The 17,185-nt window shown below is 58.9% G+C and carries 15 protein-coding genes; 4 read left to right on the top strand and 11 right to left on the bottom strand.

Annotation, left to right across the window (positions count from 1 at the left end):
• Positions 1-7: 7 nt before the first annotated feature.
• The 9 genes from LJE91_13925 to LJE91_13885 form a co-directional block, all read right to left on the bottom strand.
• Positions 8-673, bottom strand: a complete 666-nt coding sequence (locus LJE91_13925; GenBank protein ID MCG6869777.1) for a serine/threonine protein phosphatase — start codon at positions 671-673, stop codon at positions 8-10.
• Positions 674-967: 294 nt separating this feature from the next.
• Positions 968-2,233, bottom strand: a complete 1,266-nt coding sequence (locus LJE91_13920) for an inorganic phosphate transporter (protein ID MCG6869776.1) — start codon at positions 2,231-2,233, stop codon at positions 968-970.
• 122 nt (positions 2,234-2,355) lie between these two features.
• Positions 2,356-3,036: a TIGR00153 family protein gene (locus LJE91_13915; protein ID MCG6869775.1), complete on the bottom strand. Its 681-nt coding sequence runs from the start codon at positions 3,034-3,036 to the stop codon at positions 2,356-2,358.
• Between the two features lie 566 nt (positions 3,037-3,602).
• Positions 3,603-4,382, bottom strand: a complete 780-nt coding sequence (locus tag LJE91_13910; GenBank protein ID MCG6869774.1) for a phosphate ABC transporter ATP-binding protein — start codon at positions 4,380-4,382, stop codon at positions 3,603-3,605.
• Positions 4,382-5,194, bottom strand: coding sequence for a phosphate ABC transporter ATP-binding protein (locus LJE91_13905; GenBank protein MCG6869773.1), 813 nt, complete (start codon positions 5,192-5,194; stop codon positions 4,382-4,384). The genes LJE91_13910 and LJE91_13905 overlap by 1 nt, the downstream gene beginning before the upstream one ends.
• On the bottom strand, positions 5,194-6,063 hold the full coding sequence (pstA, locus tag LJE91_13900) for a phosphate ABC transporter permease PstA (protein MCG6869772.1): 870 nt from the start codon (positions 6,061-6,063) through the stop codon (positions 5,194-5,196). The genes LJE91_13905 and pstA overlap by 1 nt, the downstream gene beginning before the upstream one ends.
• Before the next feature lie 6 nt (positions 6,064-6,069).
• Complete coding sequence (pstC, locus tag LJE91_13895; protein ID MCG6869771.1) at positions 6,070-7,023, bottom strand: phosphate ABC transporter permease subunit PstC; 954 nt, start codon at positions 7,021-7,023, stop codon at positions 6,070-6,072.
• Positions 7,004-8,089 carry a phosphate signaling complex protein PhoU gene (gene phoU, locus LJE91_13890; protein ID MCG6869770.1) on the bottom strand — a complete coding sequence of 362 codons (1,086 nt, stop codon included), beginning with the start codon at positions 8,087-8,089 and terminating at the stop codon, positions 7,004-7,006. Before phoU ends, pstC begins: the two co-directional genes overlap by 20 nt.
• A 263-nt stretch (positions 8,090-8,352) precedes the next feature.
• Entirely contained in the window at positions 8,353-9,219 is an 867-nt protein-coding gene (locus LJE91_13885) for a phosphate ABC transporter substrate-binding protein (protein MCG6869769.1), read from the bottom strand.
• A gap of 294 nt (positions 9,220-9,513) precedes the next feature.
• Here LJE91_13885 and LJE91_13880 point away from each other — a divergent pair, with 294 nt between their 5' ends.
• The 3 genes from LJE91_13880 (at position 9,514) to LJE91_13870 (ending at position 14,228) form a co-directional block, all read left to right on the top strand.
• Positions 9,514-10,791, top strand: coding sequence for a hemolysin family protein (locus tag LJE91_13880; GenBank protein MCG6869768.1), 1,278 nt, complete (start codon positions 9,514-9,516; stop codon positions 10,789-10,791).
• A 523-nt stretch (positions 10,792-11,314) separates the two neighbouring features.
• A complete protein-coding gene (locus LJE91_13875; GenBank protein ID MCG6869767.1) occupies positions 11,315-12,931 on the top strand; it encodes a hemolysin family protein in 1,617 nt (538 codons plus the stop codon).
• 34 nt (positions 12,932-12,965) lie between these two features.
• Positions 12,966-14,228 (top strand): hemolysin family protein, encoded by a 1,263-nt coding sequence (locus tag LJE91_13870; GenBank protein ID MCG6869766.1) that lies wholly within the window; start codon positions 12,966-12,968, stop codon positions 14,226-14,228.
• A gap of 27 nt (positions 14,229-14,255) precedes the next feature.
• Here the strand turns inward: LJE91_13870 and LJE91_13865 are convergent, their stop codons facing one another.
• A complete protein-coding gene (locus LJE91_13865) occupies positions 14,256-15,446 on the bottom strand; it encodes a hypothetical protein (protein ID MCG6869765.1) in 1,191 nt (396 codons plus the stop codon).
• A gap of 470 nt (positions 15,447-15,916) precedes the next feature.
• Here LJE91_13865 and LJE91_13860 point away from each other — a divergent pair, with 470 nt between their 5' ends.
• Positions 15,917-16,645, top strand: coding sequence for a histidine phosphatase family protein (locus LJE91_13860; protein ID MCG6869764.1), 729 nt, complete (start codon positions 15,917-15,919; stop codon positions 16,643-16,645).
• A 119-nt stretch (positions 16,646-16,764) separates the two neighbouring features.
• On the opposite strand, the gene LJE91_13855 is transcribed toward LJE91_13860, so the two are convergent.
• A partial coding sequence (locus LJE91_13855) for a hypothetical protein (GenBank protein MCG6869763.1) occupies positions 16,765-17,185 on the bottom strand: 421 nt, incomplete at its 5' end.

Genomic DNA, 17,185 nt, shown 5'->3' with positions numbered 1-17,185 from the left:
CCTTGGATCATTGCGAGGGGGCAATCGGTGGGGCGTTTTCGCGCTGACCGTTTTCCATGAAAGACGATGTGCGCCCAACGCCGGGTTCGACGATACGCTTAGGCGGCCCTTCAAAGGCGTCGCGAATATAGACCTGCAATCCATTGCGATGGAAGTGCAGAGCCAGAGTCTGGTACACGTCCACCTGCTTCTGCACCTTTTCCAGGGTGAGATTCAGGTCGGTAGGGTGAGTGCCTGCCCAGGCCCGCTCCCGACGGATGGCATAGATCGTCTCTGCGGGCATGAGCTGGAAGTCGAACACGAACCTCGAATACCAATCGATAGAGAGCAACCAGCGCTTGGGAGGGGGCGTCTCGATCCTACTCAGGTCGACGGGGGTCGGGGACTCGCGCCAAGCGTTCTCGAATACCGTGAGGCTTTCCTTGTGGCCGGAAAACGGTATACCGAAGTGGACCTCGCGGGGTCGGATAGAGAGGACTCGGCTGCGCCACCAGTGTGCCTGGGCAAGATCCAGATAACCCTCCTCAGGCCAGCCCCCGAGTTTGTTGATCAGCATGGTTTTACCACTGCCGGGCGGACCGGTAACGACGATCTTGCGGAAGCGGATTCCAGCAGGGAAGGGAATGCCCTTGATGGTTTCAATGTCCGCGACATCGGACGTCGTCAGATTCATTTTCTCCCTTTGCTTTGCCGCCAATGGGTTTCTGCCATTCGTAGTTCTCTACCAAACGATACAGTTTGGCGCACGAATGCGAAACCCTTTTCGCGACGCGCCCTGAAAAGCATGAGACATTTGATGTGAGGGAGATTGGCCCACGGTTATTTGCGGGACTGGATTTCTCGGCAGGATTCCCGGATCCAGGGGTTCAAAGCCGGGTTGACGCCGGTCTGGAGTGGAACCCGTACCGGGCAGGTCCGGTACGGGTCTCCCGCATAAGGGGATTGTCGTTGAGGTCGTCGAGTTGGGCTAGGTGAACATCCCCTTGAGCGTGAAGAAGAAGATGGCAGACAATACGGCGCCCACCGGTAGAGTAATCAGCCAGGAAAGGACGATTCCACCAATCACCCGCAAGTCGATGGCACCGACACCGCGGGCGAGGCCCACTCCGATCACTGCGCCCACGGCGATATGCGTGGTGGACACCGGCATGCCGGTACGCGAGGCCAATACCACAGTCGCAGCCGCGGCCAGGGTGGCACAGAATCCGCGGGTCGGGGTCAGTTCCGTGATCCGGGTGCCGATGGTCTTCATGACCCGGTATCCCATCGTAGCCAGGCCGATGACGATACCAACACCGCCGAGAACCAGAATCCAGTTGGGTAAGGAGGCTTTCTGAGCCACTTCGCCGCCCGACTGAATGATGCTGACCACCGCCGCCAGCGGACCAATACCGTTGGCTACATCGTTAGATCCGTGGGCAAAAGCCATGGCGCAGGCGGTGAAAACCATCATGGGCGTGAATACCTTCTCCACACTGGCGAAGTGAAACTCCCGGTCGGCGGATGTGTCGACCTGCACCCGATTGATCATGAACCAACCGATCACTGCCAAGAGCACTCCGAACAGGGTTGCGACCACAAAACTCATTCCGACCGACAAGTCGATATCGAGGTGTGTGAGCCCCTTGAACAGTGTCACTAGCGAGATGATGAAACCCACAAGGAAAACGTAGATCGGCCCCCACCGTTTTGCGCTGACAAAGGGGTTCTCAGTGTTGAGGATGAGGCCTCGGATACTCATCATCAGGACGAACGCGATGGTACCACCCAGCACCGGTGAGACGACCCAGCTCGCGACGATCTGTCCGATCTTGCCCCACTGAACCGCATCCATCCCGATACCCGCAACGGTGAAGCCCACGATGGCGCCGACGATCGAGTGGGTGGTCGATACGGGCCAGCCTCGATTGGAGGCCACCATCAACCAGATCCCCGCAGCCAGCAACGAAGCGAGCATCCCGAAGACCAGAATCTCGGGATTGTTGACGATGGAAGTGGGATCGATGATCCCTTTACGAATGGTCGCGGTGACGTGGCCGCCAGCGATAAACGCACCAGCGAACTCGAAGATGGCCGCGATGATAATCGCCTGCTTGACCGTGATGGCGCCCGAGCCCACGGAAGTGCCCATCGCGTTAGCCACATCGTTGGCGCCGATACCCCAGGTCATGTAGAGGCCGAAGACAATGGCCATGACCATGAGAATGGTCCCGTATTCGGTAATAATCTCCATATTGCCCTCCGCTGAGAAGTCCTACTGTAAAACTACCTGGGTAGCAGCCGGCGGTTTCTCCCCGAATGGGAAGCTGGCGCGCCCAGGTTCGCTACCAAACTGTTGTTGTCGGATGCGGTCCGCTAGTTGGCGATGAGCAGGCGCAGTCGGTCGCCGACCTTTTCGGCGTTATCGGCCAGGTCACCGATCCACTGGATCAGCTGGTACCACATGATGACCGAGACCGGTTTTATCTCGTCTTCGTGTTCGAACAGGGTTCGAGTCAGTTCCAGGCCCAATTCGTCCGTATCGTCTTCAAGAAGGTTCAGCCGATCGAGCATCTCCTCGACCCGACTGGCTTCCTTTCCCTTGAAACCCATTTCTACAAGCTCGTCGAGCTGTTCGATGATTTTTGCGGACAGCTCAACCACATCAACACAACGCTGGGCCAGTGTGACGATGGGCTCCTTCAGCGGTCCCGGTATCTCCATGGGGCGCTCGACGAGCAGACCGGAGATGTCCTGGGCCGCATCCGCGATAGAGTCCTGCCAATTCAAAATCTCGAGCAGGTCGCGCCTATCAACGGGAAGAAAGAAGCTCTTCGGCAGGTGGTTGCGTAACTCGTTCTTGAGTCTGTCGGCCTCTGCCTCGTGTGCGAAGATGGAGTCTTTGATGGCCTGAACCCGGCCCTGATCACCTGCTGACAGGGCTTCGAACAGTGCCGGCACCTCTGCGGCGCCCTCGACGACCGCGCGCATGTGCTGTTTCAGTGCCTTGAAGGGCGAGCGCCCGAACAGGTTCGCGAATGGTGTGGTGCGTTTCATGTTCAACTACCTCCCTGGATCGGGGTCTGACTCTAGATGGTAGGATTGTCGTAGGTTGAAAAACGCCTTAGGGGTCTACGCTCCGCGGCGTTAGTTACATTACTTGGCGCGACCCTTATTTTGGGGCAATTGGACGCCATCCGAAGCGTATGGCAGCGTTAGCCGTCTCGAGCGAATGGCTGGTTCACGCTATTCGGCTTCCGAATTGCCATGCGATTCCCATGACGCATCTCCATGCGCCGGAAATATAGAGTAGCAAGTGCGAGTGTAATATATTTGTAACAAAGAACGCAGGGAAAATTTCGACGCGTAAAACACATCGAAATATCCTTGCTCGCACTCCACAAGATCAGGTTTGGGTATTCATGCTTTCGGGCTCCTCAGGAGCGCCTTGCCCCGGCGAGTCCCACTCGTTGTCGAGGCCCGAAACTGCGATGAAGGGGCGGTGGCTTTCGCTGATTGAATCTCTACCGGGCGACGTACGAGACCTACGGAGCAGTCCCCGGCGGGTGTGGAGTGCCGTTTACTCGGTGTATGCGATGAATCGGTTTCCGGGAAAATACCGGTCAGCCGTAGCGTCCCTCGATGTAGTCGGCGGTTTCCTTCTTCGCCGGCGTGACGAAAAGTCTCTCGGTCGTTGTGTGCTCCACCACCTTGCCTAGGAGCATGAAGACGCACTCTTCGCTGGCGCGTCTGGCCTGCGCCATGTTGTGGGTGACGATCAGGATCGTATACTTCCCGCGCAGGTCCCAGATGAGTTCCTCGACGGCCTCGGTGCCCATGGGGTCCAGCGCCGAGCAGGGTTCGTCCATCAGCAGGACGCCGGGTTTCACCGGCAACAGTCTGGCGATACAGAGCTTCTGTTGTTCCTCCAGCGACAGTTCGGTCGCCTTCTGTTTGAGACGGTCCTTGACCTCGTCCCAGAGCAGTACCTGTCTCAGCGCATCCTCGACCACATCGTCACTCTCGCTCCGTGACAGTCGTTTCCCGGTGTAATGGAGCCTGTGACCGAACAGCACGTTGTCCCGAATCGAAATGGGTAGCGGATTGGGACGCTGAAACACCATGCCCACCTGCTTGCGCACCTGCACGAGTTCCACGGCGGGGTCATAGATGTTGTTGTTCAGGACCTCGATGGCGCCCTCGATGCGCACGTAACCAAGACGTTCGTTGATGCGGTTGATACTGCGTAAAAAGGTCGTTTTGCCGCACCCCGAAGGCCCGATCAGGGATGTGATCATGCCTTCCTTGATGCCGAGATCGACATTGAACAATGCCTGAAAGGTGCCGTACCAGAGGTTGAGGTCACGGGTGCGGATGGCCAGTTCTTTTTCGTTTCCCTCCATTATCCAAACCTGCCTTCCACGTAGCCGCGGGTGCGTTGATCTTTGACCTCCCCCGTGAAGATGTCTTTCGTGTTGCCGATCTCCACGCAGCTGCCATCCAGGAAGAAGGCAGTGCGGTCTGCGAGACGCCGGGCCTGCTGCACCAGGTTGGTCACCAGTAAGATGGTCATCTCGCTCTTCAATTCCTTGAGCACGTCCTCGATCCGCATCGTGGTCACCGGGTCCACGGCGATGGAGAACTCGTCCAGCATCAGCAGTTCCGGTTCCTGCGATAGCGCCCTGGCGATCGTGAGGCGTTGCTGCTGTCCCCCGGATAGGAGGCTGCCGAGGGAGTTCAGACGGTCCTTGACCTCGTCCCAGAGGGCCGCGCGCTGCAGGCAGCGCTCCACGATGACATCCAGTTCTTTCTTCTGGCGTACACCTCTCAGCCGGGGCGCCAGCGCCACGTTTTCGTAAACCGTCAGCGGCAGCCCCACCGGAAGCGGGAATACGACGCCGATCCGTGAGCGCAGCGCATAGACGTTCTTCAGTTGACGGGTGTCGCGGCCATTAAACCGGATACTGCCGTCGACGTGCATCTGGGAATTGAAGTCGTCCATGCGGTTCAGCGCTTTCAGTAACGAGGTCTTGCCGGCGTTGGCGGGTCCGATGATGCCGAAGATCTCGTTTTTCTTGACCTCCAGGTTCACGCCGCTGAGCGCGACGTGACCGCCGTAGCGGATGGCGAGATCCTTGACCTGCAGGATGACGCTTCCTGCGTCGGTAGACGGCTGATCGGCCGGTTGTGTCCCGGAGATCGCTTGTGTTTCCATTACCACTTCTTCTTTCCCCGCAGGTATACACGGAAAGCGATCGAGACGCTGTTCATGATCAGTACCATGGAGATCAGCACCAGCGCCACGCCATAGGGCAGGGCCTCGGGGACATTGGGAACTTGGGTAGCGACCACGAAAAGGTGCAGCGACATCGCCATGGTCTGATCGAACACGCTCTGCGGCAGGAAGGGAGTGAAGAACACCGCTCCGGTGAACATCACGGGTGCGGTCTCGCCCGTTGTTCGGGAGACCTCCAGAATGACACCGGTCAGGATGCCGCTGACCGCGTTGGGCAGCACGATCCGACGGATGGTCTGCCAGCGTGTCGCCCCCATGTTCCAGCTGGCTTCGCGAAAGGCCATCGGCACGGCGCGCAGCGATTCCCGCGTCGCCACGATCACCACGGGCAGGGTCATGATGGCGAGCGTAAGGGAGGCCGCGAGAATGCTGGTTCCGAAGCCGAAAAAGATCACGAACGCGCCGACGCCGAACAATGCGTGAACGATCGAGGGCACGCCCGCGAGATTGATAATCGCCAGATTGATGATGCGCGTGAACCAGTTTTCAGAGGCGTATTCGTTAAGGTAGATGGCCGCCGCGATGCCGATCGGCACCGAGATCAGCAGGGCCACCGCGACCAGCCAGACGGTGCCGAACAGCGCCGGGAATATCCCCCCCGCCGTCATGCCGTCGGTGGGCGAGGTAAACAGGAAATCGATGGATATGATCGAGCCGCCTTTGTAGATCAGCGTGCCGAGGATCGTGAGCACGGGCAGGATCAGCAATCCGGTCATGATCATGAACAGTAGCCGGTACAGGCCCTGTATTTTACGATTTCTGGCGTTGAGTTGTGTTTCGGCGAACATATCGGATTATTGGTTCTTCACGCCGCGCACCACCAGGTCCGCGCTCAGGTTGATGACAAAGGTGATCAGGAACAGGAAGATACCGATGGTGAACAGCGCCTGGTAGTGGTCGGACCCCGTGGCGGTCTCGCCAAGCTCGGCGGCGATGGTCGCGGTCAGGGCTCTGACCGAATCGAAGATACTGTGCGGAATCTTGACAGCGTGGCCGGTGGTCATGAGTACGGCCATGGTTTCCCCGAAACCCCGCCCGATTCCCAGCAGTACGGCGCCGAGCAAACCGTTCTTCGCGGCAGGCAGCACGACCTTGTAAATCAACTGCCAGCGGGTGGCGCCCATCGCCTCGGCCGCTTCACGAAAACGGTCAGGGACCGCCTTGAGCGCATCTTCGGCGATGGAGGTCATGATGGGTGCCGTCATCAGGCCGAGTATGATTCCGGCGTTGAGCACCGTCAGTCCCACCGGTACGTCGAAGATCTTGATGATGAGGGGATTCATGATGGTGAGGCCGATGAAACCCCAGACCACGGAAGGGATCGCCGCCAGCAGCTCCACCAGGACCTTCAGGAACTCGCGCGTCTTCCCCGTGGCGAACTCCCCGATGTAGATGGCGGCCCCCAGGGAGAAAGGGATGGCGACGATCAGCGCCAGTCCGGTGACGCTGGCGGTACCGGCCACGAGTGCCAGAATGCCGTACTCGGGCGCGTCTTCATCGCTGGGGTACCAGTAGGGGGACGTGAAAAACTCCTTCACGTCCATGGTGTTCAGGATGAAGCCGATACCCTCCTTGGTGATGAATGCGAAGATGCCGACGATGAAAACGATGGCGGAAATGCCACCGATGAACACGATGACCTGTACGAACTTGTCAATGTACCAGTCGGGGTTCCGGCGGTCGAAATCGCTGGGGGCTTCCTTGTCCATCTCGGTTGCCGTTTCCCTGTCAGTTAGCGCCTTTTCCACGCAGGGTCTCCATCAGGTCGCGCACACGAACAGCGACGTCCCGGTAAAGTGATTCCCATTCCGCGTTCGTGGCCGATTCATCCTGGCCCGTCGGAATCCCGTCCAGTTCCCATTCCACGCCCGTGGTGTGAAAGGGGAGTTCGGGAAGATAACTCTTCACCGGACCCTGCAGGCTCACCACGACATGCTTTTCGGCCAGTTCCTGATGAGTCAGATCGATCGGTTTCGGTCTCGCGCCGGAGAGGTCGCATCCGTGTTCCCTCATGAATCGTTCCATCGTCGCGTCGATGGCGGCGGCGGGATTCCGACCGGCGCTGGCGTAGTTACCACTGTTGGGAAAGGTCTTGCGCGCCATGGCCTCCGCCATCTGGCCGAGGGTGGCGTTGTCCTCGTCGAGAAAGACGATGTTGTAGACTTTGGCCGCCTTGGTCTCCCCCGTAACCGCGAAAACGGTGTCCTCGCAAATATTCTTTGCCTGGTCTGCGGTGCGCTTGAGATAGCTTAGGACTGCGAAGATGCCTAGCAACCCCTTGACCTTCTGCATCTCGGTGTTCTGGGTCAGCTCGCCATAGACGGTGTCCAGGTCGTACTCCATCTCCCGTTCCATCACCATGGTGGCCTTCGCCATCTCCGCGTTCTGTTCGTCGAACGCGGAGATGGCCTGACGCAGCATGGTCTGTGCCTGGTTGGAAATCCGCTCAAGCTCGCGTCCGATCTCCCCCGAGGGCGGTGCCGACAATTGTTCGGAAACCCGCGCGATGGTGACGGCGTAGTCTCCGATGCGCTCGAACGCGATATTGGCCCGGATGACTGACGACAGAAACCGCAGGTGACCGCCGCTGGGCAGGTGGACCGCCAGGAACCCGTGTGCCATGTCGTCGATTTCGCGCATGGTCCGGTTGATCTCGTGATCGCCGAGAATGGTCTTCGAGGCGAGTTCGTGATCGCCTGTCTGCAGGGCGTGGACTGCGTTCTTCAGCGCCAGTGACGTATCCCGCGCCATGTCGGCGATTCGCTGATGAATCTTGCCCAGATCCTCTTCGAGGCGTTCCTCGTAATGGCTCATTCCAATGGCTCCGACTTGTCAATAAGGCGGTAAGGCAGGGGATTGTGGATTGCCGTCGCGAGGTCCGCGTCCCCGTTGAGGGAGTCACGGACCTCATCCGAACTTAGGCGATTTCTGTCAAATGACATACCATCCTGCTTGTCTTTTCGTTCGTCCTCTGTGTTGCGACAACCGTTCCATAGTTCGACTATGCGCCTGTTGTCGCGCCTTGATGACGAACGAAAATCCGGCGCAATCTGGTACGCCATTTTCCGGCAATCGCCTTATTTGCAGCTTACGCTGTGCACCGGGGCGTAGCCCTTGTTGAGGATGATGCACTGACCCGCGTCACTGAGTACCCAGTCGAGATAGGTCTTGACGTCGCCCTGGGGTTCGCCGCTGGTGTACATGAACAGCGGTCGGGCAATGGGGTAACTGCTGTCAGATGCGGTCTCGACCGACGGATTGACGCAGTCTTTCCCCTCTTCGCTGACGATACATGCCATCTTGACGTGGTCGGTCGCATAGGCCAGACCGCTGTAGCCGATGGCGCAGGGCGTATTTTCCACCAGGTCGACCACGTCCTTGGAACCTTGCATGTCCAGGGTGCCCTGGCGGTATTTACCCTTCTTGCCGAGCACCGCTTCCTTGAAATAGGCGTAGGTGCCGGAGTTGTTCTGGCGGCTGACCACGACGATCTCCTGGCCCTTGCATCCAGGAACCTCCACCCCGAGGTCGGTCCATTTCGTATACTTGCCGCCGCGCCCGAACACCTCTTTCAGCTGCTCGAACGAGAGCGTGTCGATGGGATTCGCTTTGTTGAGGAACACGGCCAGCGCGTCGTAGCCGACGATATGTTCAACCGGCGAATGGCCCCGCTGCTTCGCCATGTCCACTTCCTTGGACTTCATCTTTCGGCTGGCGTTGGCGATGTCCACCGTGCCATTAATCAGGGCGGCGATGCCGGTGCCCGAACCGCCGCCGCTGACAGCGATGGCAACGTCCGGGTCGACCGTCTGATAGGCTTCGGCCCAGGCCTGAGCCACGTTCACCAGGGTGTCGGATCCCTTGTTCTGAATCTCGTTGCGGGCCACGGCACTGGTTGTCGTGGTGGTCAGGAGGATAGAAATCAGGAGTGGCAGTATTTTCATTTCCATATACTCGATTATTTAAGGATAAACAGCAATGATCGGCACATCCCGTGCCGAGGCTAAATGTTACATAATATTTAAAAGAAATTTGAATATTTTGTTAAATTTGGCGATAACGTTAACGAAACTCCGAATACCGAATATTGATTCGGATCAATTTCGGAAAGGATTAACCACAGTCCGGTCCAGGGCGGATGATATGTAGTGTTCCCTGCGTCGTGTGCCGCCAGCCATGCAGCGAACCGCAGGTTCGGCACAACATAATACTGACACGGAATCCAATCGGGCGCACCCTTGAACGAGCTACTGGCACTTCTGGTCCTGCTACTGCTTTCCGGCATTTTTTCCGGATCGGAAACGGCCCTGGTGTCACTATCCATGGCGCGGGTCGAGGCGCTGGTGAAGGAAGGCCGCGCCGGAGCCCAGGCGCTGTACGCACTCAAACGCGACCCCTCCCGAATGCTGATCACGATCCTGATCGGGAACAATCTGGTCAACATCGCCGCCGCTTCGCTGGCGACCGTGGTTGCCACGAAATGGTTCGGACATCTGGGACCGGGCCTGGCGGTCGGCGTCCTCACGATCCTGATCCTGATATTTGGCGAGATCACGCCAAAGAGTCTGGCGACCCGCTATTCGGAACGCATCTCCCTCTTCATCGCTCCGCTGATGCTGGGCCTGATGCGACTTTTCTATCCGCTGGTGTGGCTGTTCAGCCACTTTACCACCTGGGTCCATCAGCTGACGAGTCTCGAGAGCGATCCCATAGTGACCGAGTCGGAATTGCTCAGCCTGGTCCATCACGGGGAGAAGGAAGGGACGATCGAACACGGGGAACGGGAGCTGATCGAGAGGGTATTTGCCTTTAACGACCTGTCCGTGCGCGACATCATGACGCCCCGCCACCAGGTCTTTTCGATCGATGGAAAACGCACGGTCTCCGACACTCTCCAGGATGTGATGCAGCACAGTTATTCCAGGATACCGATTTACATCAATAATCGTCCCGACGAGATCCGCAAGGTGCTGTATCTGCGGGACCTGCTGAAGGCCGCTGCCGAGAAGACGGTCGATGTCCCGGTCGGAGACATTGCACACGACGCCCTGTTCGTACCGGGCAATCAGTACATCGACGAGCTTTTCTCGCTGATGCGCAGCGAGAAGCGTCACATGGCCGTTGTGGTGGACGAGTTCGGCGTGGTCCAGGGCGTGGCGACGCTGGAGGATCTGCTTGAGGAGCTGTTCGGGGAGATCTACGACGAAAGCGACAAGGCCCCGAGTGAAGCAAGAGGCGCCTCCGGGGATGAGCTGGTGGTGGACGGGACCACCGAACTGAGGGTGGTCGAGCGGTACTTCCAGGTCGATTTGCCCGGCAAGCCCACTGACTCTGTGAGTCTGTGGATTCTGAACTTCACCGAAGAGATTCCGACCGCGAATACGCAGATGGGGATCGACGGACTGGCGGTGGAAATCCTCAAGGCCTCACCCAGACGGATCCACCAGGTTCGAATCCGTCGCGGTCAGGTGTCGCAGGCACCGGAGACGAAACCCGATTCACAAGATTTGGGGTAGCCCCGAACAAGCAAGTAAGACGAAATGCAGTGTAAGGCGATTGCCGGAAAATGACATACCGGATCGCGACGGATTTTCGTTCGTCATCAAGGCGCGACAACAGGCGCATAGTCGAACTATGTAACGGTTGTCGCAACACAGAGGACGGACGACAAAGACAAGCAGGATGGTATGTCATTTGACAGAAATCGCCTAAGGCGCTCGGATCGCAGCGGCCGAGACAACTCAAGCAGATAGGACAGAGAGCGCTGCGCGACGTAGCGATGCGTCTTCGCAACCATCAGTACAGGGGTTTCTCAGCTACCCGCCGAGGAGGGCCACGGTCCGAATGTGGTCGCCCGGATACCCGCGGAGTCGAAATCATCGAAGCGCAGAAGCGCATATACTAACTTTGCCAACGGTATCGAAGTAGTGGATCGTACCGGGGGACGAAGATCAGGCCCTGGGATTGAATCGACGATAGCCGCCGCGGGACACCGTATCGGGTTAAGCGGACGCAGGGATACACGGCAGGCAAGTTCCAATGGAATTAGCGATAGCAGAACTCGCACAATACTGGGAGCAGGTGAAGGCGTTCTTCGCCTTCGATACCGCGCTCTTGGGCGATCCGGGTATGGTCGCGCGTCTGACGCTGCAGGTGTTGCTGCTGGGCGGATCGGCCTTCTTCTCGGGATCCGAGACGGCGCTGTTCTCGCTTTCGCGGCTCGACCTGCAGAAACTGCGCCGCGAGCGCAACCGGCATTCCGAGACCCTGCACGCCCTGCTCGACCAGCCCCGCAGGCTGATCATCTCGATACTCTGCGGTAACGAACTGGTCAATATCGCCGCCGCGGCCAACATGACCGGTATCCTGGTCGGCCTCTACGGGCCGGAACGCGCGGGATGGGTCACACTGATCGTCATGGTACCCCTGCTGCTGTTGTTCGGCGAGGTGACGCCGAAGACCATATCGGTCTCCAACCCGGTGCGAATCAGCACGCGCATCGTCGCCGCGCCGATGAGCGTCTGGGTCAAGCTGATCGCGCCGCTCGTCTGGGCCATCCGCGGCATTGCCGACAAGCTGACCAGCATGATCGTCGGAGAGGAGCCCGCCGCGGAGAATATCCTGCAACTCGACGAGTTTCGTTCGCTGGTCGAGGAGGTGTCCCGAGAGGGGGAGCTCAACGCTACCGAGCGTGCCCTGATCTACAACCTGCTTGAGGCCGGCGATACGGAAGTCGTGGAGATCATGACACCGAGGACGCGTACGGAATTCCTCAGTGCGGAGATGGGCCCCACCGAGATCGTCGAGCTTTTCCGCTCTTACCGCCATCCGAGGGTGCCGGTTTTCCGGGTTCACCGGGACAACATCGTCGGCTTCATCCATGCCGAGGACATCCTGAGACTGATCCTGGACAAGACGGACCTTTCCGGACTGCGCCTCGAGGACATCATGCACCCGCCGGTTGTGGTGCCTCTGACCAAGAAGGTGGATGAGATGTTCGACTTCTTCCAGTTGAGAAACGCGCGCGCCGCGGCGGTGTTGAACGAGTTTGGGGGCGTTGAAGGATTCGTGACGATGAAGGATGTGCTCACCTTCATATTCGGACAGATTTCAGGGGATGTCACCGGCCAGGAGCTGTATCACGAGCGCGACGACAATACCTACGAAGTCAAGGGCGACATGAAGCTGACGGATTTCAACAACCTGACCAATTTCGGCATCGAGGATCCCCGCATGACAACCATTGGTGGCGTTGCCTTCCGACACCTCGATCGCCTGCCGAAGGTGGGCGATACGATCAGTGTCGAGGACATCACCATCTCGGTGCTGGAGATGGATGCGCACCGCATTGCGCGTGTCCGAGTCGCCCGCGGTGGCGCCGGAGAGGCCGCTGCGGGCGACGGGCCGCCGGAAGACGCGGCCACCGAGGAGACGATGGAAAACCAGGGCGCTGGAACGTCCGTGTCCGAGGGGGACGCAGAGGCGCCCTCGGGCGAGCAAACGGACGCTGCTTCGGTGGCGGAAACTATCCCGGAATCCAGTGACGAAGACGAAGTCAATGGCGAGACATTCGACCCGGCCGCCGAGGTTTCCCCGGATGAGGACGAGATCGAGGATACGGAAGTGGGTCGAGCCTTGACGGGAAGGATTCACTGATGTGGTGTTCGGACGGCCCGGACGGGGTTGAGTGATGGAAATTGCATTGATACTTGCTGGGATGGTCCTGCTGCTGCTCCTGAAGGGGTTTTTCTCGGGTTCGGAGATTGCTTTGGTGAACTCGGACAAGCTCAAGCTGCATCACAGGGCCAATCAGGGGGGGCGCGGCGCGAAGCTTGTACTGAAGCTTTTCCGGACCCCGGACGTACTGCTGGGTACGACCCTCGTCGGCAACAACATATCGACCGTTGCGCTGACCACGATCGGCACCATGGTCCTGATCCAATATTTCGGTGAGGCGGGAGACCTCTACGCGGTCCTGCTGTTCACGCCGGTGTTCCTGATCCTGGGAGAGGTCGTCCCGAAGAGCGTTTATCAACAGAAATCCGACGAGATCTCCACCGTCGTCATTTATCCCTTGCGGATCTTCTCGATGCTCTTCTATCCGATTGTCTTTGTGTTCTCCCGGATCGCGCGCCTGGTCGCGCGACTGGTCGGAGGCGGCAAGACTGAGCAGAACGTGTTCATCACCCGGGAACAGGTACGCATGGTCATCGAGATGGCTGACCGAAGCGCCGGGGTCGACGTCTTCGATCGGGCCCGGATCAAGCGTGCGATCCGCTTCGCCGAGACCTCGGTCGGCGAGGCGATGATCCCCGCCGCCGAGATGACGGCGATCAACCGGAACAGGAAGACACGGCACGCGATCACCCTGGTGCGCCGGAGAGGATACAACCGCCTGCCGGTCTACAGCAGGAACATCAGCAACATCGTCGGTGTTATCACCCTGACGACCTGGGACCTGATGGATTCGGATCTTCCCGAAAGGCCGTTGAAGGACCTGATCAAACCGGCGCAGTATGTCTCGCTGTACCAGACCATCGACCAATTGATGCCGGTACTGCGAAAGCGCGAGGATCACATGGCGATCGTGGTGGACGAGTTCGGCTCCGCAATCGGCATGATCACCATGGAAGACATACTGGAAGAGGTCGTGGGCGAGATCGATGTCGGATACGACTTCGAGGAATATCTACCCAGGCGCAGGCGCGAGGTCCAGGAGGTCGGGGAAGACACCTATATCATGGATGCGAGGCTTCCCCTGTCGGAGGCCAGCGAGGTGCTCGGGGTGGCCATGCCGATCGGGGAATCCCATACGATCGGGGGATTGGTCATGTCGAGACTGCGCCATATCCCGCGCAAGGGCGAGTCCGTGACCGAGGCCGGGTACCGGTTTACCGTGGAAGATGCGAACGAACGGGCGATCGTGAACCTGAAGGTGGGGCCGGCGGTCTGATCGAGCTGTTGCGGGGATCCGGAGGCGCTACATTTCGATTGCCGCGCTCAGCTTGCGAGCGGGGAATGCCTTCTCGATCTCGTGCCCGATCAGATCCAGCACCTCGACGACCGTGGCGTAGACATTCTGGTTGACAATGATCGGCACGCCGTGTGTATCCGCCTCGCTGAGCAGGTACGACTGCATTTCCCAGATTTCATCCAGTTTCTCGGCGTAGCGAGAAGACCTGCGCTGGGCATTCTCGCGGCAGCGTCTCTTGAGTTGTTCGCCGAGGAGTTTTTTCTTCAGGGTGGCCAGCATCATGGGCACCAGGATCGCCTTTTTCCCGGCATCGCGCAGATTGAGATGCATGGGGAGTACGTGCACCCCTTCGATGATCATGTCCTCGCCCTCGGTGATGGCGCGTGCGATCGCCTTCTCGATCGCCGGTTTGATGGTCGTGAACTGCGCCAGAAACCCTGCGACTAGCCGTGTTTCCGCGCTGCCGTCCTTTCCCTCGGTGGGCGCCTGGATTCCCCGCCAGGCCTCGAAACTCGAATAGCCTAGCGTGGGGACGGCCTGGCTGGTCAGGTAGGCGCGGATGATTTCGCGCATCATGTCGGTGGACTGGAGCCGGGCGATGCCCGTTCGGTAGGCGATCTCCGATGTCACCGTGCTCTTGCCCGTCCCCGTAGTGCCACCGATCAGAACGATCAGCGGCTTGCCGCTGCGTTCGAACTTCCGCCAGGACAGATACCGGTCCGCGGCTTCCTGCGAACAATGTTCCTGCAGGCAACGATGGGTCAGTCGGCGCAGGGTCTTGTGGTCGACCTCGGTGTATCCACCATTGCGCAGGGTCGCGAAGACCTTGTGTGCCCCCTTGCGCGCGACCCGTTCCGGAATGGCGCAGGCGATCAGGGAATGGGAGAGTATCCCGACGGAAAATGGGGAGGTCTGACCCGAGGTCGTGACGATGATGTTGTGAGCCGCGCCGGTGGGCTGCTTGTCGGGCAATGAAACGGCCGGGCCGAATTTCTCCTTCAGCAGTCTCCTGACACGGTCCTTCAGCGCCGAACTGGTGATTTCGGAGGCGTCTTTCAGGTCAGACTTGAGCGTCTGGGCGATCTCGTAGGCATCGTTGAAGGGAAGACCCGAGTTGACCAGGGACTGGGTGAGGATCCCGCGCAGATAGGGGGTGCGATCGCCCTCCGGTTCCTTGATTACGACCAGTTTCGCCATGCCAATGACCCTAACGAGGGAGTTTCCAGTTTACTTTTCGGGGTCCCTGCGAGGCCGGCTGCGCACCCGCATCCGATTGAGTGGCGGAGGTCTCTAATACAGCCGAGCCGCCTTCAGAGAATTGCGAATGTAATTATACCGATAGACGAGGTGAATGTGATTTTTTGTGACACCTGTCGGCACAGACGCGACACTCGCGACTTGATTTGCCGTTCGCGGGTGCGGGTTTACGTTTATGTGCGCCATTCTCGCCTCGAACACTGGCTTTGTTCGTCGGTTCATGTTATGAAAATCCGTAAATTTGTGCGGTCGTTCGCTGGAGTGGCGGAAGCTAGCGGGGGGCAAAGGTCATGTCAGTCGATCGAATAGGGGTTTCGCGCAAACCTGCCGGCGGAGCAACAACCGCTTTCCGGATGTTGTCGGGGATCCGGCGTCCTTCTCAGTATGTAACCACGGATGGAAGAGTTGATATGTTGAACCGAACCCGGGCTATTGTTATCAGGCACTACAAGACACTGTTCAACGAGACCCGCAAGATCATGGGGTGGCGGGACGCCCCCGGTGCGGAAGGGTGGATGGAAGACGCGAAGTGGATCGAGGAGGTCCTGTGGGAGCGCGTCGGGAGCCTCGATGCAGTCTGCTCCAGCAGCCTCGAAAGGGCCCGAAACACCGCGATGCATTTCGCCGCGCGGTTCGGTGTGTCGGATGTTGCCCACAGCGACGCGTTACGAGAGGTCAACTACGGGGCGTTGTACGGTAAAACGAAGCGTTGGGTGACCGAAAACATCCCACAGCACAAGAATGACCCGGATTTCGTGTATCCGGACGGCGAGAGTTTTCGCCAGATGCAGGAACGGAGTGTTCGCTACTTCCGCTCGCTGTCGAGGCGATACCCCGGCCAGACGGTTCTCGTCGTGGTGCATGCGGGCGTCATCCGGGGGCTGGTGAGCGAATTCGCCGGACTCGACTATGCAGACAATCTGAAACGCAAGGTATCCCACCAGTACATCGGGGTCTTCCGTCTGCGCGATGATCAGTGTGTGCGATACGATGAGCTGGGTAAACCGTCCGGGTTTGTCCGTGAGAATGTGCTCGAACTCCCCGTGACGCTACCGACGCCGCGCGATGCGCCCGCCACGAAATGTGATAAGAAAACTCGATTGCCTCTATATCCCTTCGGCGGATTCGTACCGTTCTGACGCACGTCACCTACGTTCGCCGCCCGCAGCGGTCGCCGCAGAAGTCTGGTTTGCGGGTTTCTCCGCACCCTGCTTACGTTTCCGCCCTGTATGCCTCAGGTAAGCATTGACTGCCGGTTTCAGGGTCTGGAAACGGTATTCCCCTGCGCCAGTTTTCGCCGCTTCTGCGCCCAGCCCCTGTTGAAGTATTTCTCCAGGCTTCGCTTCACGCGTGCGTAGAAGAGTGAAATACCCTGCGCCGACAGCTCAGCGCGCAGTTCATCGAGTTTCATCAGTGCGGTGGCGTAGACGACATTGATGGCGCTGGCGTCGACGACGACCCATTCAACCGGGGGTTTGGCCTCGGCGATGATAATGGCGGCGAGCGTGGTCTTTGATATCCAGTCAAGAGGGGTGCGCGGGCAGCGGGCACCGTGATGGATTTCCCGGTTGTTCAGGTGTATGGAACGATTCAAAAATGGTGACCGTCTAAACTCAAAGAGATCCCGAGTGTTTCTACCGAGACGGTCATGGGGCCGGATCGGCCCGAGATCGGGAAAT

This window comes from Gammaproteobacteria bacterium, from assembly GCA_022340215.1.
In the GTDB taxonomy this organism is placed as follows: domain Bacteria; phylum Pseudomonadota; class Gammaproteobacteria; order JAJDOJ01; family JAJDOJ01; genus JAJDOJ01.
Note: the sequence above shows the minus strand (reverse complement) of the source record. Positions and strands in the feature narration are given on the sequence as shown.